This is a genomic window from Gammaproteobacteria bacterium (ex Lamellibrachia satsuma), assembly GCA_019623805.1.
Lineage (GTDB): Bacteria > Pseudomonadota > Gammaproteobacteria > Chromatiales > Chromatiaceae > QGON01.
The window spans coordinates 2,035,934-2,058,438 of sequence record CP053680.1; the positions used below are offsets into that span (position 1 = coordinate 2,035,934).

The window sequence follows — 22,505 nt, forward strand, 5'->3', positions numbered from 1 at the left end:
TCCATCGGCGCGTAAAATACCCGCAGTCTTTCTCGCCCATAATCAATGGGAATCAGAGTCTATCTGAATCCTAAACCCTTGAGTGTGCCAAACCGTTAAACCTTTCACTGTCATCAACGTGAAACATCAAACACTTACTCTGTTGTTTCGGTGTAAGATACTTCCAAAATTATCAAACGCAGTGCACATGTCATCGATCCAACAGAACATTCTGGAGAAAAAAGCCGCACTTGCCGGTGCAATCGGTGAACCCCTCTCAGCACTTGCGAAAGACTGCGCAGAGGTGTGGCAGTACCCTGATCATCTCGACCAACGGCTACAGGATCACCAATCCAGCATCTCCAGTTGCGACTTTCTCTACGCTTGGGATCTCGATGGCCTCGAAGTCTCGTCCCTGATCAGTGCTGGCGTTGCCGATCGGTCCTGGCGCGGACGTGACCTTTCGAATCGCCCCTATCTGAAAAACAACCTGCCGTTCAAAGGCATCATGCTCTCGTCTGTCTATCGCAGCATGTACTCCAGTACTGAATGCGTTACGGCCCTGCAGGCAGTACGCATAAATAAGGCTCTGGTGGGATTCATTGCGGCTGATTTCTCCCTCGACAAATTGCTTACCGACAACAGGTTGGACAACCCGGAGTTACGCTGGCAGCAGTTCAAGGGCGATCCTGCAGTGCGTGGCACAGTTTTTATGCAACAGCGGATTCAGAGCCGACTGGATGATCAGCTCGATTCGGTGCATGACACGGTTCATGCTCTAATGACCGCCCACGGCATCTTCCACACAAAAATCCATTACTCCAGCGGACGCTGTTCATTCTGGCTGTTGGATGATCCATACAGTTACCGGATACACGGCGTGGAAGAGATCATCGACCCCGATCTCAGCCTTGTCTATCCTCTGCACACTTACCCGGCGGAAGCCAAGGTTACACCCGCGCAGATTCGGGCCGTGCTCGATGAGTTGAAGGCGTTGCGGTTTGCAGACGAAACCATCTATCTGCGCAGCAGCTCACTGAATATCATGAATGGCATGCTCGGACTCACCTTCTCCTGTGACGGTTCCCACTACATGCCCATGGATGAGTTTCTGGAAAAAAACCTGGGTTTCTGGATTGGAGAGCTGGCAGGGTCGAAGGCTGACGGATAGTCCCCGTCGCCCGGTAAGGGCAACGGGTTTGAGGTTGTTCTATACGATCACGGTACCTGGTAGTGACTCTGGGTCATCAGATCGATCCCACACTCGAGATTTGCGACCCAATTGATAAATTCGGCGACCGCCTTTTTACCCACGAATGATCTGCCATGTTGGGGCACAATCATTTCGATCTCCAGAGCGCTCACCATATTAGCCCAGTAGCGGCAAACCCGGTTGGAGTTCATGTAGCGTTTATGGAAACCGTCCATATAGGGGAGGATTTCCGCCAGCTTTTTCACCGGTTTGTCGAGATCACCTGGCGGCAGGTTAGCGCCGAGGTCGCCGGAAAAGAGGATCTTGCTGATCGGATCGTAAAACTGGAAATTTCCTTCCGCATGCAGAAAGTGGGCGGGCAGGGCTTTCAGCCGGATATTGCCCAGCTCGAGATTGATACCCTGGTCCGGTATGGAAACCACCCGGTCCTGCAGGCGGCCAGGGCGGGTGAAATGGGGGATGAAACGCTCCCAGAGCGAGGGGACAACCACCTTGCAATCGGTGCCCACCAGCCACTTGTTTACTGAGGCGACGATATCGGGATCCTGGTGGGAGGCGATGACATAATCGAGCTTTTTCACATTCATGTAGTCGCTGATCGCCATGAAGAGGCGGGAGTAGGTCAGCTCACCACCAGGGTCGAGTAAAGCGGCGTGGCCGTGGTCAAAGATCAGGAACTGATTGGCCTGCACCGCATCTCCGGTCACCAAGTCCCGAAAGGCAACACAGATGTGGTCTTTTTTATTGTAAAGCTCGACGGACATAATTTTTTACTCCCCAGTGTTGGCAATTCAAAGCCTTCCAGTTGCCATCCACCGGTTATCTCTTCGTTATTTGCAGCAACCGGCCGTGAATATTCTGTGGCCGATGCTCCTCCTAAATGCCGTTTCTCATATAGATATTATTCGTAATCTTTAAAGAGATAACAGAAATATCATTCTGAATCCAGGGATTTGCAATACTCTTGACATTTTTAACGGCAAAAGGCTGGCAAATCGATTTAGGCTGCCGGTTCCGCTACGCTTGAGCCGACCTACGGTACTGCGTAGAAACAGAAGATGGTGTCGAGAAAGAGAATCAATTAATCCTGCCTCCTGTTACCTCAAATGTTCAATATAACGGGGCCTGTCATCCATCACCAACTTTATCCCATCCGCCTGGGCCTTCAGCACCAACCCGCTTTCACGGATCTTTAAGGCACAGTGGGCTCGACCCCGGCTCTCCAGAGGCAGCGGCACCATGTCGCGGTAGGTATAGACATTTTCACCCACATCTCCTCCGTCGCAGACACAGGGCGCTGCGGGCAGTTCACCCTCCATTTCAGCACCCTCCAATATCATCTCACCTGCTTGCCACCAACGGGTGCGCTCTTCCGAACCTGTCAGGGTTTTGACGATATAGGCACGGGAGAACCGCACCCTGAGAACCCCCACCTCAAAAGTGATTGATTCGATCTCACAACCCGGAAGATCAATGCTTGTCGTTTCCATCTACTATCCTCTCAAACAGCGTGGGCACTCAGGTTTTGAGTCCTCCCCACTGGCTCAATTTTCATGATCCAGACCCAACTCTTTAATCTTGCGGGTCAGGGTATTTCGCCCCCAGCCAAGCAGGCGGGCGGCATCCTGGCGGCGCCCTGCGGTATGCTCCAGCGCCGTCTCTATCATCACTGTCTCAAAGTCTGAGCCCGCTTCATCAAGCAGGGCTTCCGCGCCGGATTGCAGACGGCTGCGCGTCCAGGCCCGCAGCAGTTGCCGCCAGTCTCCACAGATTTCACTCCGCGACTCTTCCTGTTGCAGCTCCGGCGGCAGATCCTCGACATGGATCTCCTGTCCAGAGGCCATCACAGTAAGCCAGCGGGCGGTATTTTCCAACTGCCGGACATTACCTGGCCAGTCGAGTTGTTGCAGAAATTCTGTGGTTTCCGGCAACAAGATCTTCGCCTCGACCTCCAACTCTTCAGATGCCTTGGCAAGGAAGTAGCGCATCAAGAGCGATATATCCTCCTTTCGTTCCCGCATAGCGGGAATATGGATTCTTATCACGTTGAGCCGATGAAACAGGTCTTCCCTGAATTCGCCCCGTTTCACCAGCCCTTCCAAATTCTGGTGCGTGGCGGCGATGATCCGCACATCGACCTTCACCGGTTCGTGACCACCGACGCGGTAGAACTGGCCATCCGCCAATACTCTCAGCAGCCGGGTCTGCAGCTCCGCCGGCATGTCACCGATCTCATCCAGAAAGAGCGTGCCGCCGTCAGCCTGTTCAAAGCGCCCTTCACGGCGGCTCTGTGCGCCAGTGAAAGCGCCTCGTTCATGGCCGAACAGTTCAGACTCCATCAGGTCCTTGGGTATGGCCGCCATATTCAGGGCGATAAATGGCGCCTCAGCACGAGGACTGTGGCGGTGCAAGGCATGCGCTACCAGCTCTTTACCCGTACCCGATTCCCCATTGATGAGCACTGTGATATTCGAACGGGCCAGCCGCCCTATGGCGCGGAATACCTCCTGCATGGCCGGTGCTTCGCCGATGATCTCAAGCCCCCCTATCTGCTCCTCATCCACCGCTAGAGAATGCGTAAGGTGCTGCCGGCAGGCACGGCGAATCTGATCGACCGCCTCATCCACATCGAAGGGTTTCGGCAGATACTCAAAGGCGCCCATATGATAAGCAGATACAGCGCTTTCGAGATCTGAATGTGCCGTCATAATGATCACCGGAAGCGATGGATAGCGGGCCTGGATCTTCTCCAGCAACTCCAATCCGTCGATCCCCGGCATGCGTATGTCGGAAACGATGACGTCCGGCTGCTCAGCCTCCAAGGCGTCGAGCACACCATTGCCTGTTTCGAAACTGGTGACCATCATATCCGCCTTCTGCAGCGTCTTTTCCAACACCCAACGGATGGAGCGGTCATCATCGATTACCCAAACCCTGCACTCTGTTTCCATCAGCTCGATTCCAAAGGAAGTAATACGGTGAAAATCGTCTCGCCGGGACGACTGGCAAATTCAATCAAACCACGGTGCTGATTGATCAGGGATTGCGCTATTGAAAGACCCACGCCCATACCGTCGCTGCTACCGGAGACCATTGGGAAAAAAATCCTGTTTTGCAGGGACTCGGGGATACCGGGACCGTTGTCGAAGATATCGACTTTCAATACCAGTCGGTGGCGTTCGTTACCGATAGTGAACTGTCTTAGCACCCGTGTTTTCAGACCGACCACCCCTTTATTGCCCACCGCCCGAACAGCGTTGCGCAAGATGTTCAGGAGTGCCTGAATCAACTGGTCGAAATCCCCCACGACATCAGGAATACTCGGATCGTAATTTTTCTGAATCCTCAATCGATCTCCCGCCTCGACCTGCACCAAGTTGCAGATTCGCTCCAGCACCTGGTGGATGCTGAAGGCTCTCTTTTGCGGCAGGCGATTGGGGCCCAGCATGCTGTTCACCAGATTCTGCAAACGATCTGCCTCAGCGATGATGATCTGGGTGTACTCTTTCAGCGCTTCATCGGGAAGCTCCCGTTCCAGCAGTTGCGCAGCACCACGCAACCCTCCTAAAGGATTTTTTATCTCATGGGCCATACCCCTTACCAGGGCACGGGAGACCTGGCCCTGGGAGATCAACTCCTCTTCCCTGTTGATGCGCAGCTGACGATCCAGCTGCTGCAGTTCGACGAGCAACTCCTCCCCCCCATTGTCATCCCGAAGCGGCACCACCGTACAATCGACGGTGATCTCCCTGCCATCAGCCAGCGGCAGGGTAATTTCCCGTTCAGTGAACGGCTGTCCTGATTCGCTGGCCCGTCTCAGGTTCGATTCAACCGTCCCACCTGGGCAGTGGATCAGATCGGCCGCGTGCTGGCCGATAACCTGTCTGGTACTTACCGCAAACAGCATCTCACCAGCCGGATTGATGTATTTCAAAATAAAAGCCTGGTCGAATAGGAGAATCGAGGAGCTCAGATTCTCCAATACCCGCCTTTCCAGTGTGCTTCTTTGCTGCTGTTTATCCATAACTGGATGATAAGCAATAACCGAACCAAATAAAAAAGAGAGGGGTGCTATTTCGTTCCTGCACCAGGTAACAGCGAGCAGACCGGGCATACACGGGTGTTTGCAGCCAGGGTGCAGAGCTTCCAGGATCGATATGCCTTAAACAAGGTTGAGTGGCTCTCCCTGTTTTTGGACATTACGGAATGGAACGCAGATCTGCCCGCACCATTATGGTGCGCACAGCTGAGGCAAAATCAGCATCAGGGTGTTGTAACCGGTGCCTTGCGGATATGGAAATTGATGGTTGGTGTGGAAGTCAACAGTTTCCCGGTGTCATCCAGAATCCGTGCCTCCAGTGTATGGGTTCCCAAGCTCAGATCATTCAGTGTGAACTGGGTTGCGCCGCCGATATCTCCTTCTATCCGATTGCCATCCACAAAGACCTGAATGGCGTCGCCGGATATAAGCACCGGAGAGAGACTCAGCCCCACGCCCACTGTGCCCTCGTTATTGCGGATAGTTGCGTCATTCTCCGGTTCCGCAATCTCGAAAACAGCATAACCCGATTCACCCGGCAGATCCGTCTCCTCAGATGGCTCACTCGTTTCGCCCGCCTTGGGACGAGCTGCCGACTGCCCCGGTATCCAAACCTTTTCTGCGCCTTCTCTGAAATGATCGGAATAGTAGGTAACCCCGTCGGGCGAGGTCCACTTATAGACATCTTTTGCCGCCACAGGAAGTGTCAGCACCACAAGAAGAACTGATATCAGAATTCGCATGCACCAAGCATAGACAAGCCGGTAGCGATGGACAAGCGATCAATGTCGCAAAAGGCGTGTTTGGGCTCAAGTTTCAGCGTTTATGCTAACGGTTGGCTTATTGAATGTGCCGAACGTAGGGTGCGCTGTGCGCACCAGAATAAGCAGCAATCTTGGTGCGCATGGCGCACCCTACCTGTGCTTCTTAGGCACAAAAAAAAGCGCCTCCCGCAACCGGGAGACGCTTCTCTCAACCGACTGACGCAGGCGTCAGACTTAGAGGCTGTAGTACAGGTCGAATTCCACCGGATGGGTGGTCATACGCAGGCGAGTCACCTCTTCCATCTTCAGCTCGATGAAGCCGTCGATCAGATCGTCGGTAAAAACGCCACCGGCAGTAAGAAACTCACGGTCTGCATCCAGTGCTTCCAGCGCCTGATCCAGGCTGTGGCAGACAGTGGGGATCGCCATGGCTTCCTCGGCTGGCAGGTCATAGAGATCCTTGTCCATGGCATCGCCAGGGTGGATCTTGTTCTGAATTCCGTCCAGGCCGGCCATCATCATGGCAGCGAAGGCCAGGTAAGGATTGGCGGTTGGATCGGGGAAACGCACCTCGACGCGACGGCCCTTGGGGTTGGAATCCCACGGGATACGGATGGAGGCAGAGCGGTTACGGGCTGAGTAAGCCAGCATCACCGGGGCTTCGAAGCCGGGGACCAGACGCTTGTAAGAGTTGGTGGAGCTGTTGGTGAAAGCATTCAGTGCGCGGGCATGTTTGATGATGCCGCCAATGTAATAGAGTGCGGTTTCAGACAGACCACCGTACTGGTTACCGGCGAAGATGTTCTCGCCATCTTTACCCAGGGACTGGTGCACATGCATACCGGAACCGTTGTCACCCACAATAGGCTTGGGCATGAAAGTGGCGGTCTTGCCATAGGCGTGGGCAACATTCCAGGTCGCGTATTTCTGGATCTGAACCCAGTCAGCACGCTCTACCAGGGTGGAGTAACGGGTGCCGATTTCGCACTGTCCTGCGGTTGCCACCTCGTGGTGATGGACCTCAACAGGTACACCCATCTCTTCCATAGCCAGGCACATGGCCCCGCGCAGGTCATGCAGGGAGTCGACAGGGGGTACGGGGAAGTAACCGCCCTTAACACTGGGGCGGTGACCGATGTTGCCGTCTTCATAGACACGCTCGGAGTTCCACTCAGCCTCATCTGAGTCGATCTTCACCATGCTGCCGCTCATGTCGACACGCCAGCGAACATCATCCAGCACGAAGAACTCAGGCTCAGGACCGAAGTAAGCGGTGTCGGCAATACCGGTGGACTGCAAGTAGGCCTCGGCACGCTTGGCAACGGAGCGTGGATCGCGCTCGTAACCCTGCATGGTGGCGGGCTCGAGGATATCGCAACGGATGATCAGCGTGTTCTCGTCCGAGAAGGGATCCATCACAGCGGTGGCGTCTTCAGGCATCAGAATCATGTCAGACTCGTTGATACCCTTCCAACCGGCGATGGAGGATCCGTCGAACATCTTTCCGTCAGCGAACATACTTTCACCAACTTCATGGGTTGGCAGTGTAACGTGCTGTTCCTTTCCGCGGGTATCGGTGAAGCGCAGATCGACAAACTTCACATCGTTGTCTTTCATCATCTTCAGAGCTTTAGAGGCCATCTTCATCTCCAGGATATAGGGTTATTATCGGGACGGCTGGTTAAACGCCGCTATGCTAAACCTTAGTGTCGGGGCGTGACTATACCAGACACAGTGAGTAACGCTTATGAGCATTATTCATGCCACGATTGTTTCTCTTGATCAATTCAGACGCCTTCGTGTGGTGAATCCAGACTTTTTCATCTGGGTCGCCAAAACCGTCGCCCAGACTCTGGTCCCTGGCGACCGGGTTCTGTACGTATAAAAATACTAATAAAATTAATAAGATATAATTTATACGACGAGACTGATGAGCACCACTGTTTGGAAGACCTTTCCTTTCGTATCATGCTCATCCAGTAAATTGAAGCTGACGGGGGGTTGAGATCGAGCAACAGGGAGACTCATCAACAAGTCCGCGCGATTTTGGTGCATGCAGCAAGACAAAGGCACTATTATAGTGCGGCCAATATCTTCTAAGCTCGGGAGATGAATTTTCCGGTCGTTGTATTAACCTTCACCACTTCACCGTTCTCCAGATACTCCGGAACCTGTATCTCGATGCCTGTGTTGAGCATTGCCGGCTTGGTTCGCCCTGTGGCCGTTGAACCCTTGATACCTGGTGTCGTCTCCGAGATCGTCAGGGCAACGGACTGTGGAAGTTCAATGCCGATGATGGCGCCATCCACCAGCAGGGCAATTATGCCGTCCAGGCCTTCGATCAGAAAGCCCGTCTGTCCCTCCAGATCTTCACTGTTCAGACCATACTGGCTATAGTCCTCCGTATCCATGAAGGTGAAGATCTCCCCGTCCATATAGGAGAACTGGACCTGCCGGCGCAGACAGTCGATATCCTTCAGAAAATCATCGCCCTTGAACGACTCGTCCAGTTTTTGACCCGTCTGCAAATTGATGAAGCGGATTTTATAGAGGGTCGCCGCACCCCGGGAAGAGGGGCTTTTGGCCTCGACCTGTTTCACGCTATGGGGCATTCCGTTGATTTCGACGATAATGCCCCGTTTTAAATCACAAGCTTTCGGCACCAGTTTACTCCCCTCTCTTTCTGTTTCTGGATGGACACAAACTATTCACCGAACCAGAGTCGGATTTTTCCAAACACATCTGACTGGTTGAATACCTTCTGAAACGCCTGCCGCAGTTGCGCCAGCTCCTTTTCACCTTCAAAACAATCGACTGGCAGGTAGAGATCAACGTCGATACGACCCGAAAGATAGTGCAACACCAAGCGTTGCCTGCGGGCATAACAGGCAACATCCCTGCAGGTGGCATCGAGCAAACGTTCAGCTTCCTGCCGCAATGGGAGCTCGCCACAGGGAGCGTTGATTTCATCATCTTCCGGGTCGATATGCACCGTCACATCGAACAGCTCTTCAACCTCATTTATCAATCTCGTTTGAACCACTTCCGCAATCCTGTGTCCTTCTGAAACGCTCAACCATGAGTCAACCTGCACATGCACATCCGCCGATGCGTGTCCCCCCATGCGGCGGGTGCGCAGCATGTGAATGCTATTGACACCGCTCACGGAATCAATAATCCCGCGAATCTCCGCCACTGTCTCCTCATCCAGCCCCGCATCCACCAGTTCCTGCATCGCCCCCCAGCCTAGATTCCAGCCAATGTGCACGATCATCACGCCGACCAGTACTGCAGCAATGGCATCCAGGTAGGGCAGACCCGCCAAGGTTCCCCCGATACCGACCAACACCACCACGGAAGAGATGGAGTCAGAGCGATGGTGCCATGCGTTTGCCCGCAACAGATTTGAATTGATCCGTTGTGCCAGATATTGGGTGTAGTGGTAGAGCCCTTCATTGGCAAGGATAGAGAATGCTGCAACATAGAGTGTAAAGGAACTCGGAGTCAGCAGCTGCTCCGGTGCAAAAAGCCGCTCCGCCGCATCCCAGATGACACCCAGTCCTACCAGCCCGAGCAGCGCTCCCAATGCCATGGTACCGGCCGTCTCAAAGCGACCGTGGCCGTATGGGTGCTGCTCATCCGGCGCTTCTTTAGCATGCCGTGCGGCGAACCAGACCAACGCATCCGACAGCAGATCCGAAAGCGAATGCACCCCATCCGCCAACAGAGACTGTGACTGGCCAAGCCAGCCAAACAGGATTTTGACGAAAGCGAGGACCAGGTTGACCACAGCGCCGACCAGGGCGGCCAACCGTGTCTCTTTATACCTCATCTCCTGCATCTCGTGATGCAGGTGTTGATGCTGATGCATAAGCTACTCCCCCACTTCTATCACAACAATATATTCGGCCCTGTCAGAGCGGGTCTCAATGACTTTATGGCCATTGATTCGGCACCAGGCGGGGATGTCATTCATCACTCCCGGATCGGTGCAAATCGCTTCCAGGACAGTGCCTGGCGCAAGCGTTGCTATCTTATCCTGCACCCGAATCACCGGCATCGGGCAGAGCAAACGCCGGGCATCAAGAGTGACCCTGCTCAAATGTGCCACTCCTGGGGGATTTCGTGTGGCTTAATCGGTTCGACCTTCAGGGTGCGACTCGTGCCCTGCCGATCCATCACTTCTAGTTCCACCAGATCAGCATCGCGTCCCTGACTGTAGCGGGCAACCAGGCGGGCGGCCAGCTCAATATCCGCTGCTCTGGGTTCACCGTCTATCAACGCCAAGGGACCAGCGTGGCTAATTGTCTTGATGCTGACAAACTGCTTCCGGTAACCCTGTAGGAAATTGCCCTCCCCCTCCTCTCTGGCAATGATCACCTTATAGTGGGGTGCAGGGCGCAAATGGCGTCCCACCTTGAGCAGCATGATGTCATCCATCTCGTACTGCTTGCTGCCTCGCGCGCGCCAGAGGTCCGCGAGCTTGACCGAATATTGGGCATCGGTGAGAAAACAGCAGCCTCCTGCCGGCTGGGCATAGTCTTCGAAGCCGAATTTTGCCGCCAATGCCATCTGGGGTTTACGGCTTCTCCCGCTGAAATCGTAAAGCCCCCCACGCTCCACCCAACCCTCACGTTCCGGCAGGGTTTGCGGCAGATTTTTTGCACAGAGCGGCCGTAGCAGCAGATCCTCTGCCCCCGACTCGCCGGACACTACCGGCATTGTCTCCTTGCGTTGGGACATAGGGCGTTGCCCGATCACCTCGCCGGTAATGATAAAATCGAAATCCATTTTTCTGATCCACTCCAAGGCTTTGCTAACCATAAAGATCTTGCAGTCGAGACAGGGATTCAGGTTGGCGCCATAGCCGTGCTTCGGATTGAAGACGATATCCTTGTACTCCTCCACAATATCGACAATGTGCAACTTGATGCCAAGCTGTTCCGCCACCCAGAGGGCATTATTTCGCTTGGACTTTTTCTGGTCTTTTTTGCGGATGGCATGGGTATGACCTTCGACACAGAATCCGGTGTAGAAGTTGATGCCCTCGACGTGGATGCCCTGTTCCTGGATCACCTTTGCGGCCAAGAGAGAGTCGAGACCACCGGAGATCAGGGCCACGGCTTTTCGCTGTTCGGTCATATAATGATTCATTGTCAGGCAAGGAAAACGGTGGATTATACGGAATTGCGCCAAATGCGGCACCTCATCGTAGTTAGCCAAGTTGTTGGCGCATCGTTATACTGACGCGATTTTTGCACCTTAAACTATGGAATCCGGACGTGAACCGAGCTTCTGACACCAGCAATCATGATGTGTCGACCTTTCAGGGTCTGATCTTTGCGTTGCAACAGTACTGGGCAGACCAGGGCTGCGTAATCCTTCAACCCTACGACATGGAGATGGGTGCCGGCACATTTCACTCCGCCACTTTCCTCCGCTCTATCGGCCCTGAGCCTTGGAGCTGCGCCTATGTGCAGCCTTCACGCCGCCCCACCGACGGGCGCTATGGCGAGAATCCCAACCGCCTGCAACACTACTATCAATTCCAGGTCATCCTGAAACCCTCCCCGATGGATATTCAGGAGCTCTATCTGGGATCACTCAAGGCACTGGGTCTCGACCTGCTGGTACATGATATTCGTTTCGTCGAGGACAACTGGGAGTCCCCCACTCTCGGCGCCTGGGGGCTCGGCTGGGAGGTCTGGCTCAACGGCATGGAGGTGACTCAGTTCACCTATTTTCAGCAAGTTGGCGGCCTCGACTGCCGCCCGGTCACCGGTGAAATCACCTACGGTCTTGAGCGCATCGCCATGTACCTGCAAGGCGTCGAAAGCGTCTACGACCTGGTCTGGGCCAATAGCCCTGACGGCCCGGTAACCTACGGCGACGTCTTTCACCAGAATGAGGTTGAACAGTCGGCCTTCAACTTCGAACACGCGGAAGTGAATGCCCTCTTCGGTTGGTTCGACACCTGTGAAAAAGAGAGTCAGCGCCTGATCGAAACCGGTCTGCCGCTACCCGCTTATGAACAGGTCCTCAAGGCCTCTCATACCTTCAACCTGCTGGACGCACGTCACGCCATCTCGGTGACTGAACGGCAGCGCTACATCCTGCGCGTCCGCTCCCTCTCACGCGCCGTGGCCCAAGCCTATTACGAGAGCCGCGAGGCCCTTGGATTCCCCATGCTGAAAGAGAACAGGGAGGTCGTCAATAATGGCTGATTCCAAAGATCTGCTGATCGAGATCGGCACAGAAGAGCTGCCCCCAAAGGCCTTGGCAAAACTCTCCGCGGCATTTCTTCGCGGCATCGTTGAACAGCTTAAACAGCTGGGACTGCCACACAATTCAGTCAGACCCTACGCCACCCCTCGCAGGCTTGCAGTATTCATCGAGGCTCTTCAAACCAGCCAGTCCGATAAAGAGATCGAACGCAAAGGGCCTGCGGTCAAAGCTGCATTCGATGCTGACGGCAATCCAACCAGGGCCGCTGAAGGTTTTGCCCGCTCCTGCAGAGTGAGCGTCGATCAGCTGGAAACTCAAGACACCCCAAAAGGCGCGTGGCTGATCCACCGGCAGATCGAATTGGGCCGTTCCACCATCGATCTGATACCGGAGATCGTGGAAAAGTCTCTCGCCACTCTTCCCATACCCAAGCGTATGCGCTGGGGCAGCCGCAGCGAAGAGTTCGTTCGTCCGGTACATTGGGTCGTACTGCTGTTTGGTGATGAGGTCATTCCAGGCCAAGTGATGGGACGCAACGCAGGCCGCTCAACCCGTGGCCATAGATTCCACCATCCCGAACCGATTGAAATCGATACGCCTGCAAACTACTCAGAACTGCTGAAAAACAGAGGTTATGTCATCGCAGACATTGCCGAGCGCAAAACCAAAATCGAGCAGCAAGCCAGAGAGGCAGCAGAAGCCGAAGGTCTCCAGGCAGCAATCGATTCCAATCTGCTGGACGAGGTCACCGCCCTCAATGAGTGGCCGATTCCTGTGATTGGCAGTTTCGATGCGCGCTTTCTCGACGTTCCCTCAGAATGCCTGGTCCAGGCAATGCAGGATCATCAAAAATATTTTCCGGTTGTCGACAAGACAGGTGCTCTCCAACCCCGGTTTATTACTATAAGCAATATCGACAGCAAGGATATTGAACAGGTTCGTTCCGGCAATGAGCGAGTCATACGACCCCGGTTCAGCGATGCCGCTTTCTTCTGGGAGCAGGATCTGAAAAATCCTCTCGACCATCACATCGAGTCGCTGAAAAGCATTCTGTTTCAGAAAAAACTGGGGACGCTGCACGACAAGAGCGGGCGTATCGCCTCGCTGGCAGAATCCATTGCCGATCAAATTGGTCTCGACAAGGCTCTCGCATTCCGTGCCGCCTGGCTCTGCAAATGCGACCTTATGTCCGAAATGGTAGGTGAATTTGCCAGCCTGCAGGGCACCATGGGGCGCTACTATGCCGTACGCTCGGGTGAGGACGGCCAGGTTGCTCAGGCAATGGAAGAGGTCTACATGCCCCGGCATGCAGGGGATCGCCTGCCGGAAACCGACTGCGGTCGCGCCATTGCCATCGCTGATCGCCTCGATACCCTGACGGGCATCTTCGCTATTGGTCAGAAACCGACCGGCGCAAAGGACCCTTACGGCCTTCGCCGCGCTGCCTTGGGTGTACTCCGCATCCTCATCGAGACCCCCATGGATCTCGACCTTGAACAGTTACTCTCCACCGCAGCGGAGGGTCTTGCCCAGCAGGTTGATACAGAGGAGAGCCTGGATCAGGTCTTTGAATACATGATGGAGCGTCTGAAAGCGTACTACGCAGACCAATCCATACCCGCCGATTCAGTGGATGCGGTGCTCGCCCGCCGCCCCACCCGTCCCGCAGACTTCAATCTGCGGGTCCGGGCAGTCACCGAATTCCGTAAACTGCCTGAAGCCGAAAGTCTTGCCGCTGCCAACAAACGCATTCGCAACATTCTCAGGAAGACTGATGAGACCTTCCCCGTGCAGGTGGCCAACGACCTTCTTCAGGAAACCGCAGAGAGGGCCCTTGCGGCAAAGGTCGATGAGTTACAGCCCAAGGTCATTCCACTATTTGGTGAAGGCCGTTATACGGAAGGGCTGCAAATCCTCGCCAGTCTGCGTCATCCTGTCGATGATTTTTTTGACCAGGTCATGGTAATGACGGAGGATGGAAATCTACGGAGAAATCGTCTTGCCCTGCTTTCACGGCTTGAGGGACTCTTTCTCAGTGCCGCTGACCTTTCACGCCTTCAGTAATCGAGACTAATTATGAACCCCGATTCATACAAGGATATGTTGGACGCCGTCCAATCCTTCCACGATAAGCACCGTTTCAGGGAGACCGGCGGCGAAGAGATGACCTATCGCATATCTTTAATGGCTGAAGAGTTGGGGGAGATCTCTTCCTGTGTCACAAAAGGCAAGAGCAAGGAGTCACTTGCTGAGGAAGTGGCCGATCTGCTGATTCTTGTCATGGGAACAGCCATCGCTCAGGAGTTCGATCTCAAGCAGGCGTTTTGGGACAAGATGGAGAAGCTTAACAAGCGGGATTCCCGCATGGTCAACGGCCGCATCAGGGTCTCAGAATTCCGTGATGTCGACTGATATTCTTTGAGAGTAAGTACTCACTCACAATGAAAATCATTATCCTGGACAGAGACGGCGTCATCAACGAGGATTCAGATGATTTTATTAAATCACCTGACGAGTGGATTCCTCTGCCCGGCAGTCTTGAAGCGATCGCCCGTCTCAACCATGCCGGTTTTCGTGTTTTCGTCGCAACCAACCAGTCAGGCGTGTCGCGTGGTTACTTCTCCATCGACACCCTGAATAAGATGCACAACAAAATGCAGACGTTGCTACAGAAGCATGGGGGCCATATCGATGGTATTTTTTTCTGTCCTCATGGACCGGATGACAACTGTGACTGCCGCAAACCCAAGCCTGGTCTCTACCAGCAGATTTCACAGCGTTCCCGGGCGCCGTTGCATCAGGTGCCCATCATCGGTGACTCTTTACGTGACCTCCAGGCCGCTATTATCGTAGGCGCAAATCCCATCCTGGTTAGAACCGGGAAGGGTAACAAGACACTCTCATCATGTCCGGATGAGCTGAGAGATATTCCCATCTACCAAAACCTCTCTGAGGCCGTTGATGCGCTTTTAACCTGATTGACATGCCATGACCTTTATCCGTTCTATTCTCTTTTTTGCCTTTCTTGTTCTCAGTACTATTGTCATTGCCGGTTTTGGCAGTATCTTTGGGTGGTTCCTCCCGTTGCAAAAACGCTTTTTCATCAGCAACGCCTGGAGCAGAGTCAACCTGGCTGCACTCTCGCTACTCTGTGGCCTCAACTATCGTATTGATGGTCTGAATAACATTCCTGATGACAAGAGTGTCATCATTCTTTCAAAACACCAATCCGCCTGGGAAACCATCGCCTTTCTCAGCGTCATTCCGCTCAACAAGGCCTGGGTTCTGAAACAGGAGTTACTCAGAGTGCCTATATTTGGATGGGCATTACTTCTCTTCCAACCGATTGCTCTTGATCGAAAAGCAGGTCGAAAGGCCGTGGTACAACTTATCCGTGATGGCACTGAAAGACTCGAATCCGGGCTTTCGGTAATCATCTTCCCCGAAGGCACCCGTGTCGCACCTGGTACTCACAAACGCTATGGAATTGGTGGTGCACTACTGGCAGAGAGATCCGGTTTTCCTGTATTGCCCGTCTCACACAACGCCGGGGTGTTCTGGAAACGCAGAGGCATCAACAAGCATCCTGGTACCATCGATGTAAGAGTAGGCCCTCTTATCGTGACCAAAGGTCTCAATGCCAACGAGATCAACGCCAAGGTAGAAGCCTGGATCGAGGGAGCGCTGGAGACCTTGCCGCAGGAGAGAAAGGTGAAAGGTGAAAGGTGAAAGGTTGGAAAATCGAAGATTTGCCTGAATCTTGTACCAAACTTGTAGGCCCGATCAAACGTTGCCGATCGGGCACCCATACAAAACAAGTACTTTTTTCTAGCCCTAGCAGCCACGACAAAGCCAGGCCTTTCCGCAATCACAGCCTCCTTTGACCTCTAGCCTTTCACCTTAATTCATCATACATCCAGATTTTCCACCGATAACGCATGCTTCTCAATGAAATCTCTTCTGGGTTCTACCTGATCACCCATCAGGGTTGTGAAGATCTGATCCGCAGCAACAGCATCCTCAATACTGACCTGTAAAAGGCGTCTTGCGCTAGCATCCATAGTTGTCTCCCACAACTGCTCTGGGTTCATTTCACCAAGGCCTTTATAGCGCTGAACATGATGGCCCCGTTTAGCCTCATCCAACAACCAGTCGAGTGCCTGACGAAAACTGTTGACAGGAAGGCTCTTCTCTCCTCGTTTGATGTAAGCGTCGTCACTCAACAAATCAGTTAATTTCTGTCCCAGCTCTACGATCTTGCGATATTCCACCGTGGAGAAAAAACTGAATGGAATAAAGCGATCAGTGCCGATTCCATGAACCTTTCGGTTCACCGTGATGCCTGCTTCTCCGTTTTCACTATCATCTTCATCAAGCAGTCTCAGGCTACAGGATTCAGCAACACCAAGGTCCAGGTTCAATCTGGGCTCCAGCGCTTTTACCCAAGCCAGCATATCCTCCTCATTTTCACGCATTTCTGCTGTGACCTGGGGCATATAGATCAACTTTTCCAGCAGCATCCCATCGTAACGCCTTGATAAGCGACTAATCCCGGCTATGACTACCTGAAATGAGCGGGCCAAATCTTCAAGACCCTCTCCTGCCAGCGGAGGAGCCCCTGCCGTAACATAGAGAGCAGCATTGTCGAGTGCAGACTGCAGGAAATAGTTGTTTAAATCCTGGTCATCTTTCAGGTACTGCTCCTGTTTTCCTTTTTTCACTTTATAGAGAGGGGGTTGCGCAATATAGATGTAACCCTCTTCAATCAGCTCTGGCATTTGACGATAGAAAAAAGTCAGCAGCAAAGTTCTTATATGGGCACCGTCAACATCTGCATCCGTCATTATGATGATTCGATGGTATCGTAGTTTTCCAAGATTAAACTCTTCTCGGCCAATACCACAGCCCAGCGCGGTTATCAGAGTGCCGACTTCCACTGATGAGAGCATCTTATCGAACCGGGCCTTTTCCACATTTAGAATTTTCCCTTTAAGAGGAAGAATCGCCTGGCGTTTTCTATCCCTGCCCTGCTTCGCGGATCCTCCCGCTGAATCACCCTCCACCAGGTAGAGCTCTGACAGCGCAGGATCCTTTTCCTGGCAATCAGCCAGCTTGCCCGGTAGTCCAGCGATATCCAAAACCCCTTTGCGCCGAGTCATCTCTCTGGCCTTTCTTGCTGCTTCTCTTGCTCTGGCAGCATCAATCATCTTGCCTGCAATCGTTTTTGCCTCGGCAGGATTTTCCAATAAAAAGTCGGTGAGGTGTTCAGATAGCAGATTTTCAACGATTCCCTTCACCTCGGAAGATACCAATTTATCCTTGGTCTGTGAGGAGAATTTAGGATCGGGTACTTTCACTGAAAGCACTGCAACCAAACCCTCACGGGCATCATCACCTGCAGTGCTCACCTTCTGTTTCTTGGAAAGACCTGAGTTCTCGATGTACTGATTAAGAGTTCTCGTTAATGCCCCTCTGAAACCTGCCAGGTGAGTACCCCCATCACGCTGTGGAATATTGTTCGTATAACAGAAGATATTCTCCTGGTACGACTCATTCCACTGCATCGCTATCTCCACGACAACATCATTCTTTTCTGCAGAGAAGCTAAATACCTGCTGATGCAGAGGCGTTTTGTTCCGATTCAAGTGCTCAACAAACGCGAGTATTCCGCCCTTGTACTCAAAGACATCCTCTTTGTCTGTCGCTTCTTCCTTTAGAACAATACGCACACCCGAATTGAGAAAAGAGAGTTCTCTCAGGCGTTTTGCAAGAATATCGTAGTGAAACTCAATATTTGTGAATGTTTCTGCGCTTGGCATGAAGGTTACAGAGGTTCCAGTTTTATCCGTCTCTCCTACCGCCTTCATCTCTCCCTGAGGCACACCATGTGAGTAGTCCTGTTCCCATATTTTACCTTGGCGATATATTCTCAATTTAAGCTGTTCTGATAGTGCATTGACAACGGAAACACCGACACCATGCAACCCACCAGAAACCTTGTATGAGTTATCGTCAAACTTTCCACCAGCATGCAGTACAGTCATGATGACTTCAGCAGCTGATCTTTTCTCCTCTGGATGCATGTCTACAGGAATACCGCGCCCATTATCCTGAACAGTCACAGATTGGTCTGAATGGATCAGGACCTTGATCTCATTACAATACCCCGCTAAAGCCTCATCAATTGAGTTATCGACCACCTCAAAAACCAAATGATGCAGACCTGTACCATCATCAGTATCACCGATATACATTCCCGGACGCTTCCGCACGGCATCCAAGCCTTTTAGAACTTTAATACTCGATGATTCGTAGGACATTTTCCACCTGTCAATCAGATTCTTAGATCCCTTTTCACGGACCCTGTATATAGCAATTCATTATACAACGGGAATGGATATCAAAACGACAAAATCGTTAACAAAGCATCGTGACTCGACATACAGAGATAATTACGTGACTTTTAACTATTTTACTGCTCCGTGTTCCACGTGAAACATTTTTGCTTCATTACTATATTTTCCGGCTACTGATTTGGCGTCTATTGTTGTGAGAAAAGTTTGAAAGCCACTGGATTCAATAAGTGAGAGTAAAGAATTAGTGGTTTTGAAATCTAGCTCGGCAGAAAAGTCGTCCATAAGAAGGATGGGATTGATATTTGTGCGTTCTTTTTGCGCTATAAGCTGAGACAGAACCATCAATGTGGCAACTATCTTTTGTTGGCCACGAGAAAGAATCTCCTTTGCAGGAAGAGAATTCACTGTTATTCGAAGATCAGCCCTATGAGGCCCAGTGGTTGTAAAACCCGTTGACAGATCCGTTTTGACTTGTGCCTTAAGAGAATCTTCGAGGGAAAGTAATTTATTCCAGCCTTTGTAAAAACTGAAGCTAATCACTGGAACATTAGGAAACGATGCAGCAAGAGACTGAAACACAGATTTCCAGCTACTAAAATAATCTGCTCGTAATTGGTTAATCTGATCCCCATAATCAATTAATGGGGTATCCCAAACATTCCAGCGTGAATCACCAGCGCGCAATGAAGCGTTTCTTTGCTGCAGTGTTGTTGAATAGTGCCTCATAATTGAGACATACGAGTGTTCCACGTGAAACACTCCCCAATTCAAGAATCGCCTTCTATTATCAGGACCCTCTTCAATCAGGCGGTGAATTATAGGTGTGACTATCCCGATGGGGAGCAGTGTTGCGACTTCTGAAACACGGGAAACTGCTGTCCCATTGAGTTGTATTCTCTTTTTTTTATTATCCAAACCAAAACCGATCCGAACTATCGAATGGTTTGTATGTTGAGTTTCTGAGTAAACGGAGAGTTTATCTTTACCCTCCTGAATGAGATTTTTACCTCTAGTTTTCTTAAAGCTCTTTGCCCTGGCAAGTAAAAATATTGCTTCAAGTAAGCTCGTTTTACCAGCACCGTTATTACCACAGAATATGTTCATCCCAGGTTCTGGCCTTAGATCGACAGAGTCGATAATACGGAGATTCTGGATTTGCAATTTTTTAATGTTCAAGGTCGGGCGAAAAAAAACCGGCAATAATTTTAGTTGCCGGTTTTTTTCTCATCTCTAAATATTAATTTATATTCTCATGGGCATGACAACATATCTATTTCTACTGTTGTCTTTCCCGTATATCAAAGCACTGCTGTTAGAGTCCTTGAGTTCAACAATAATTTCATCCTCTTTGATTGCTGAGAGTACATCTATAAAATAACCAACATTGAAACCAATCTTGATTTCGTCGCCACTGTAATCTACTTCCAGTTCTTCCTCGGCCTCTTCCTGCTCAGGATTATGCGCTTGGATCTGCAGCGTGTTGTTATTGGCTGAAAAGCGGATTCCACGGTACTTTTCATTTGAGAGGATGGATGCTCTGGATAAAGACTGTTTTAAAAGCGCCTTGTCTGCGCGAAGTTCTTTATTTGTTCCGCTTGGCATAACACGCTGATAATCAGGAAAGCGACCATCGATAAGTTTTGAGGTGAAAACAGCCCCATCCATCAGAATTCGAACATAATTGGCGCTTAGCTCAAGTTTAATTTCATCTTCACTATCTTTGAGCAATCTGCCCAATTCCAACACTGCTTTACGAGGTAGTATGACCTGAACGTATAAGTCGGTATCTACCGATTTATTGCATTCACTCAATGCTAGACGATGGCCATCAGTGGCAACAGTTCTAACATCACCATCTCTTATTTCCAGTAGCATCCCGTTAAGATAATACCTAACATCCTGTTGAGCCATCGCAAATTGGGTTTTCTCAATTAACTGCTTGAGTTCAGCCTCTTTAAGCGTAAACACTGAGCTACTTGCAGTCGGCTCGATTACTGGATAATCCTGTGCCGGCAATATGCCTAGGGAGAAACGACTCCGCCCGGAACGTATTTTCGCCTTGTCACCATCTACCTCAAGAATGATGTCAGCTCCCTCGGGTAGAGCTTTACATATGTCAAGAATTTTTCTTGCCGGGACAGTAAAGTCACCTTCTCCACTACACTCAGCAACAGCCTGCGTCCTGAGTTCTACCTCCAGGTCTGTCGCTGTTAGCTGGATCTCACTGGATTTAGCGTTAATAAGGATATTGGACAATATTGGTAGTGTTTGTCTTCTTTCGACAACCCCACCAATCCTTTGTAGTGGGTCCAATAGCGCTTCTCGTTTGGTAACTATTTTCATATTCTCTACCCAAGGTAGTTATAGTTAGTTTATTTTATATATCTACTTATTATTATTAGGGGGTGCTACTTATGAGGATAAGTCATGTAACACGCTGTTTTTAAATGCTTTTATAGCTTTTTTGCCTGTTGATAGCTGTCGTGTAAGTTTGTGGTTTCCTGTCTATCTCTTGTGGATAAATGACCATTCTGTTTTTTATCATTTTTCTCAACATCTTATCCACATCAACTGCTTAATGTCCTCAACAGGTTTGAGTAGTCCTCAGATATTCGAACATCACTATCCCGCAGTTCCTTGATCTTTTTATTGGCATGAATGACCGTGGTGTGATCCCTGCCGCCGAAAGCAGTTCCGATCTCGGGCAGGCTGTGATTTGTTAATTCTTTAGCCAGCGTCATGGCGATCTGTCTGGGCCTGGCGATGGAACGACTACGTTTTGCTGAAAGTAGATCTGAAGTGCGTATCTGAAAATACTCTGCAACTGTTTTTTGAATGTTGTCGATCGTGACCTGTTTGTCCTGTGCAGCAATCATGTCGCGCAAGGCATTTTTGGCAAAATCGAGATTGATACTAGTACCAGTAAAGGTTGAATTGGCGATAACACGCCGCAAAGCTCCTTCAAGCTCGCGAATATTGGAGCGAATACGTTTACCCATAAAAAAGGCAACTTCGCTGGGAAGTTCTGCTTTCAGTTGCAAAGCCTTACTCTGCAGAATAGCGACGCGGGTTTCCAGGTCGGGAGGTTCGATTGCGACGGTCAGCCCCCAGCCAAATCTTGATTTTAGACGCTCCTCCAGGCCGCCAACCTCTTTGGGAAATCGGTCACTGGATAAGATAATCTGTTGTTGAGATTCGAAGAGTGCATTGAAAGTGTGGAAGAACTCTTCCTGAGACCGCTCCTTTCCTGCGAAAAACTGAATATCATCTATCAGCAGTGCATTGACAGAACGGTACTTACGTTTGAACTGGTCAATTGTGTTGTGCTGCAGCGCCTTAACCATTTCTGAAACAAAACGTTCCGAGTGGAGGTATATGACCCGGGCATTGGGATTATGTTGTAGGATCGTGTTACCCACTGCGTGCATCAGGTGGGTTTTTCCAAGTCCGACCCCTCCGTATATAAATAGAGGATTGTAGGCCTTACCTGGATTCTCGCCAATCTGCATCGAGGCGGCACGGGCGATCTGATTGGATTTTCCTTCAACGAAGGTTTCGAAGGTGAAGTTAGGATTGAGATGGCTCTCAATGTTCGGACTTCCCTTTGATGGAACAATGGTCTGAACACCAGTCCTGTTGGTCTGATGATTGTTTCTCTGTTTGACGGCAGCAGGTTTTTTCTTTGATCCGATATCAATGGAAATAATTGGTGTTTCATCCAGAGAGAGGGCGCCAAGATAGGTATTTATGGATTCGAGATAGTGGTTGCGCACCCAGTCAAGTACAAAGCGGTTGGGAGCCAATAGACGGAGGCGGTTGTTTTCCTCTACTACCTGAAGCGGACGAATCCAGGTATTGAACTGCTGAGGTGAAAGCTCCTGTTCGAGGTGCTTGCTACAACGTTGCCAAAGATCCAACTTGATTGTCTC

The 22,505-nt window shown here is 51.3% G+C and carries 20 protein-coding genes; 6 read left to right on the forward strand and 14 right to left on the reverse strand.

Features of this window, described 5'->3' with window-relative positions; all coding sequences use genetic code 11:
• Window positions 1-187 precede the first annotated feature (187 nt).
• Complete coding sequence (locus HPY30_08715; protein ID QYZ66061.1) at window positions 188-1,150, forward strand: hypothetical protein; 963 nt, start codon at window positions 188-190, stop codon at window positions 1,148-1,150.
• A gap of 47 nt (window positions 1,151-1,197) precedes the next feature.
• On the opposite strand, the gene HPY30_08720 is transcribed toward HPY30_08715, so the two are convergent.
• From HPY30_08720 to HPY30_08765, 10 genes are all read right to left on the reverse strand, one after another.
• The gene (locus HPY30_08720) at window positions 1,198-1,956 is read right to left on the reverse strand and encodes an FprA family A-type flavoprotein (GenBank protein ID QYZ66062.1); all 759 of its coding nucleotides are present in this window, start codon (window positions 1,954-1,956) and stop codon (window positions 1,198-1,200) included.
• A gap of 333 nt (window positions 1,957-2,289) precedes the next feature.
• Complete coding sequence (locus HPY30_08725) at window positions 2,290-2,682, reverse strand: hypothetical protein (GenBank protein QYZ66063.1); 393 nt, start codon at window positions 2,680-2,682, stop codon at window positions 2,290-2,292.
• Between the two features lie 54 nt (window positions 2,683-2,736).
• Entirely contained in the window at window positions 2,737-4,143 is a 1,407-nt protein-coding gene (ntrC, locus tag HPY30_08730; GenBank protein ID QYZ66064.1) for a nitrogen regulation protein NR(I), read from the reverse strand.
• A complete protein-coding gene (gene glnL, locus HPY30_08735) occupies window positions 4,143-5,216 on the reverse strand; it encodes a nitrogen regulation protein NR(II) (protein QYZ66065.1) in 1,074 nt (357 codons plus the stop codon). The genes ntrC and glnL overlap by 1 nt, the downstream gene beginning before the upstream one ends.
• A 239-nt stretch (window positions 5,217-5,455) precedes the next feature.
• On the reverse strand, window positions 5,456-5,974 hold the full coding sequence (locus HPY30_08740; protein QYZ66066.1) for a DUF4124 domain-containing protein: 519 nt from the start codon (window positions 5,972-5,974) through the stop codon (window positions 5,456-5,458).
• 255 nt (window positions 5,975-6,229) lie between these two features.
• Window positions 6,230-7,636 carry a glutamate--ammonia ligase gene (gene glnA / locus HPY30_08745; protein QYZ66067.1) on the reverse strand — a complete coding sequence of 469 codons (1,407 nt, stop codon included), beginning with the start codon at window positions 7,634-7,636 and terminating at the stop codon, window positions 6,230-6,232.
• A gap of 455 nt (window positions 7,637-8,091) precedes the next feature.
• On the reverse strand, window positions 8,092-8,658 hold the full coding sequence (gene yeiP / locus HPY30_08750) for an elongation factor P-like protein YeiP (protein ID QYZ66068.1): 567 nt from the start codon (window positions 8,656-8,658) through the stop codon (window positions 8,092-8,094).
• A 41-nt stretch (window positions 8,659-8,699) separates the two neighbouring features.
• Entirely contained in the window at window positions 8,700-9,866 is a 1,167-nt protein-coding gene (locus HPY30_08755) for a cation transporter (protein ID QYZ66069.1), read from the reverse strand.
• 3 nt (window positions 9,867-9,869) lie between these two features.
• A complete protein-coding gene (locus HPY30_08760) occupies window positions 9,870-10,097 on the reverse strand; it encodes a sulfurtransferase TusA family protein (protein QYZ66070.1) in 228 nt (75 codons plus the stop codon).
• Window positions 10,094-11,137 (reverse strand): tRNA (5-methylaminomethyl-2-thiouridylate)-methyltransferase, encoded by a 1,044-nt coding sequence (locus tag HPY30_08765; GenBank protein QYZ66071.1) that lies wholly within the window; start codon window positions 11,135-11,137, stop codon window positions 10,094-10,096. The genes HPY30_08760 and HPY30_08765 overlap by 4 nt, the downstream gene beginning before the upstream one ends.
• Before the next feature lie 140 nt (window positions 11,138-11,277).
• On the opposite strand from HPY30_08765, the gene glyQ reads away from it, so the two are divergent.
• From glyQ to HPY30_08790, 5 genes are read left to right on the forward strand one after another with little or no spacing between them, the layout of a single operon-like run.
• Complete coding sequence (glyQ, locus tag HPY30_08770; protein QYZ66072.1) at window positions 11,278-12,219, forward strand: glycine--tRNA ligase subunit alpha; 942 nt, start codon at window positions 11,278-11,280, stop codon at window positions 12,217-12,219.
• Complete coding sequence (locus tag HPY30_08775; protein QYZ66073.1) at window positions 12,212-14,284, forward strand: glycine--tRNA ligase subunit beta; 2,073 nt, start codon at window positions 12,212-12,214, stop codon at window positions 14,282-14,284. The genes glyQ and HPY30_08775 overlap by 8 nt, the downstream gene beginning before the upstream one ends.
• Before the next feature lie 12 nt (window positions 14,285-14,296).
• A complete protein-coding gene (locus HPY30_08780; GenBank protein QYZ66074.1) occupies window positions 14,297-14,632 on the forward strand; it encodes a nucleoside triphosphate pyrophosphohydrolase family protein in 336 nt (111 codons plus the stop codon).
• A 29-nt stretch (window positions 14,633-14,661) separates the two neighbouring features.
• Window positions 14,662-15,198, forward strand: coding sequence for a D-glycero-beta-D-manno-heptose 1,7-bisphosphate 7-phosphatase (gene gmhB / locus HPY30_08785; protein QYZ66075.1), 537 nt, complete (start codon window positions 14,662-14,664; stop codon window positions 15,196-15,198).
• 10 nt (window positions 15,199-15,208) lie between these two features.
• Window positions 15,209-15,949, forward strand: a complete 741-nt coding sequence (locus tag HPY30_08790; GenBank protein QYZ66076.1) for a 1-acyl-sn-glycerol-3-phosphate acyltransferase — start codon at window positions 15,209-15,211, stop codon at window positions 15,947-15,949.
• 179 nt (window positions 15,950-16,128) lie between these two features.
• Here HPY30_08790 and gyrB read toward each other — a convergent pair whose 3' ends face one another.
• The 4 genes from gyrB to dnaA form a co-directional block, all read right to left on the reverse strand.
• Entirely contained in the window at window positions 16,129-18,540 is a 2,412-nt protein-coding gene (gene gyrB, locus HPY30_08795) for a DNA topoisomerase (ATP-hydrolyzing) subunit B (GenBank protein ID QYZ66077.1), read from the reverse strand.
• A 147-nt stretch (window positions 18,541-18,687) separates the two neighbouring features.
• Window positions 18,688-19,752, reverse strand: coding sequence for a DNA replication/repair protein RecF (gene recF, locus HPY30_08800; GenBank protein ID QYZ66078.1), 1,065 nt, complete (start codon window positions 19,750-19,752; stop codon window positions 18,688-18,690).
• A gap of 66 nt (window positions 19,753-19,818) precedes the next feature.
• On the reverse strand, window positions 19,819-20,919 hold the full coding sequence (dnaN, locus tag HPY30_08805; protein ID QYZ66079.1) for a DNA polymerase III subunit beta: 1,101 nt from the start codon (window positions 20,917-20,919) through the stop codon (window positions 19,819-19,821).
• 224 nt (window positions 20,920-21,143) lie between these two features.
• A complete protein-coding gene (dnaA, locus tag HPY30_08810) occupies window positions 21,144-22,499 on the reverse strand; it encodes a chromosomal replication initiator protein DnaA (GenBank protein QYZ67973.1) in 1,356 nt (451 codons plus the stop codon).
• Between the last annotated feature and the right edge of the window lie 6 nt (window positions 22,500-22,505).

Bases quoted from the DNA above. Each gene is read 5' to 3' on its own strand.
- glnA (QYZ66067.1), bottom strand. From the start codon at position 7,636: ATGGCCTCTAAAGCTCTGAAGATGATGAAAGACAACGATGTGAAGTTT.
- HPY30_08780 (QYZ66074.1), top strand. From the start codon at position 14,297: ATGAACCCCGATTCATACAAGGATATGTTGGACGCCGTCCAATCCTTC.
- HPY30_08790 (QYZ66076.1), top strand. From the start codon at position 15,209: ATGACCTTTATCCGTTCTATTCTCTTTTTTGCCTTTCTTGTTCTCAGT.
- dnaN (QYZ66079.1), bottom strand. From the start codon at position 20,919: ATGAAAATAGTTACCAAACGAGAAGCGCTATTGGACCCACTACAAAGG.
- ntrC (QYZ66064.1), bottom strand. From the start codon at position 4,143: ATGGAAACAGAGTGCAGGGTTTGGGTAATCGATGATGACCGCTCCATC.
- HPY30_08765 (QYZ66071.1), bottom strand. From the start codon at position 11,137: ATGACCGAACAGCGAAAAGCCGTGGCCCTGATCTCCGGTGGTCTCGAC.
- HPY30_08740 (QYZ66066.1), bottom strand. From the start codon at position 5,974: ATGCGAATTCTGATATCAGTTCTTCTTGTGGTGCTGACACTTCCTGTG.
- gyrB (QYZ66077.1), bottom strand. From the start codon at position 18,540: ATGTCCTACGAATCATCGAGTATTAAAGTTCTAAAAGGCTTGGATGCC.
- glnL (QYZ66065.1), bottom strand. From the start codon at position 5,216: ATGGATAAACAGCAGCAAAGAAGCACACTGGAAAGGCGGGTATTGGAG.
- HPY30_08715 (QYZ66061.1), top strand. From the start codon at position 188: ATGTCATCGATCCAACAGAACATTCTGGAGAAAAAAGCCGCACTTGCC.
- HPY30_08775 (QYZ66073.1), top strand. From the start codon at position 12,212: ATGGCTGATTCCAAAGATCTGCTGATCGAGATCGGCACAGAAGAGCTG.
- HPY30_08755 (QYZ66069.1), bottom strand. From the start codon at position 9,866: ATGCATCAGCATCAACACCTGCATCACGAGATGCAGGAGATGAGGTAT.
- gmhB (QYZ66075.1), top strand. From the start codon at position 14,662: ATGAAAATCATTATCCTGGACAGAGACGGCGTCATCAACGAGGATTCA.
- HPY30_08725 (QYZ66063.1), bottom strand. From the start codon at position 2,682: ATGGAAACGACAAGCATTGATCTTCCGGGTTGTGAGATCGAATCAATC.
- HPY30_08720 (QYZ66062.1), bottom strand. From the start codon at position 1,956: ATGTCCGTCGAGCTTTACAATAAAAAAGACCACATCTGTGTTGCCTTT.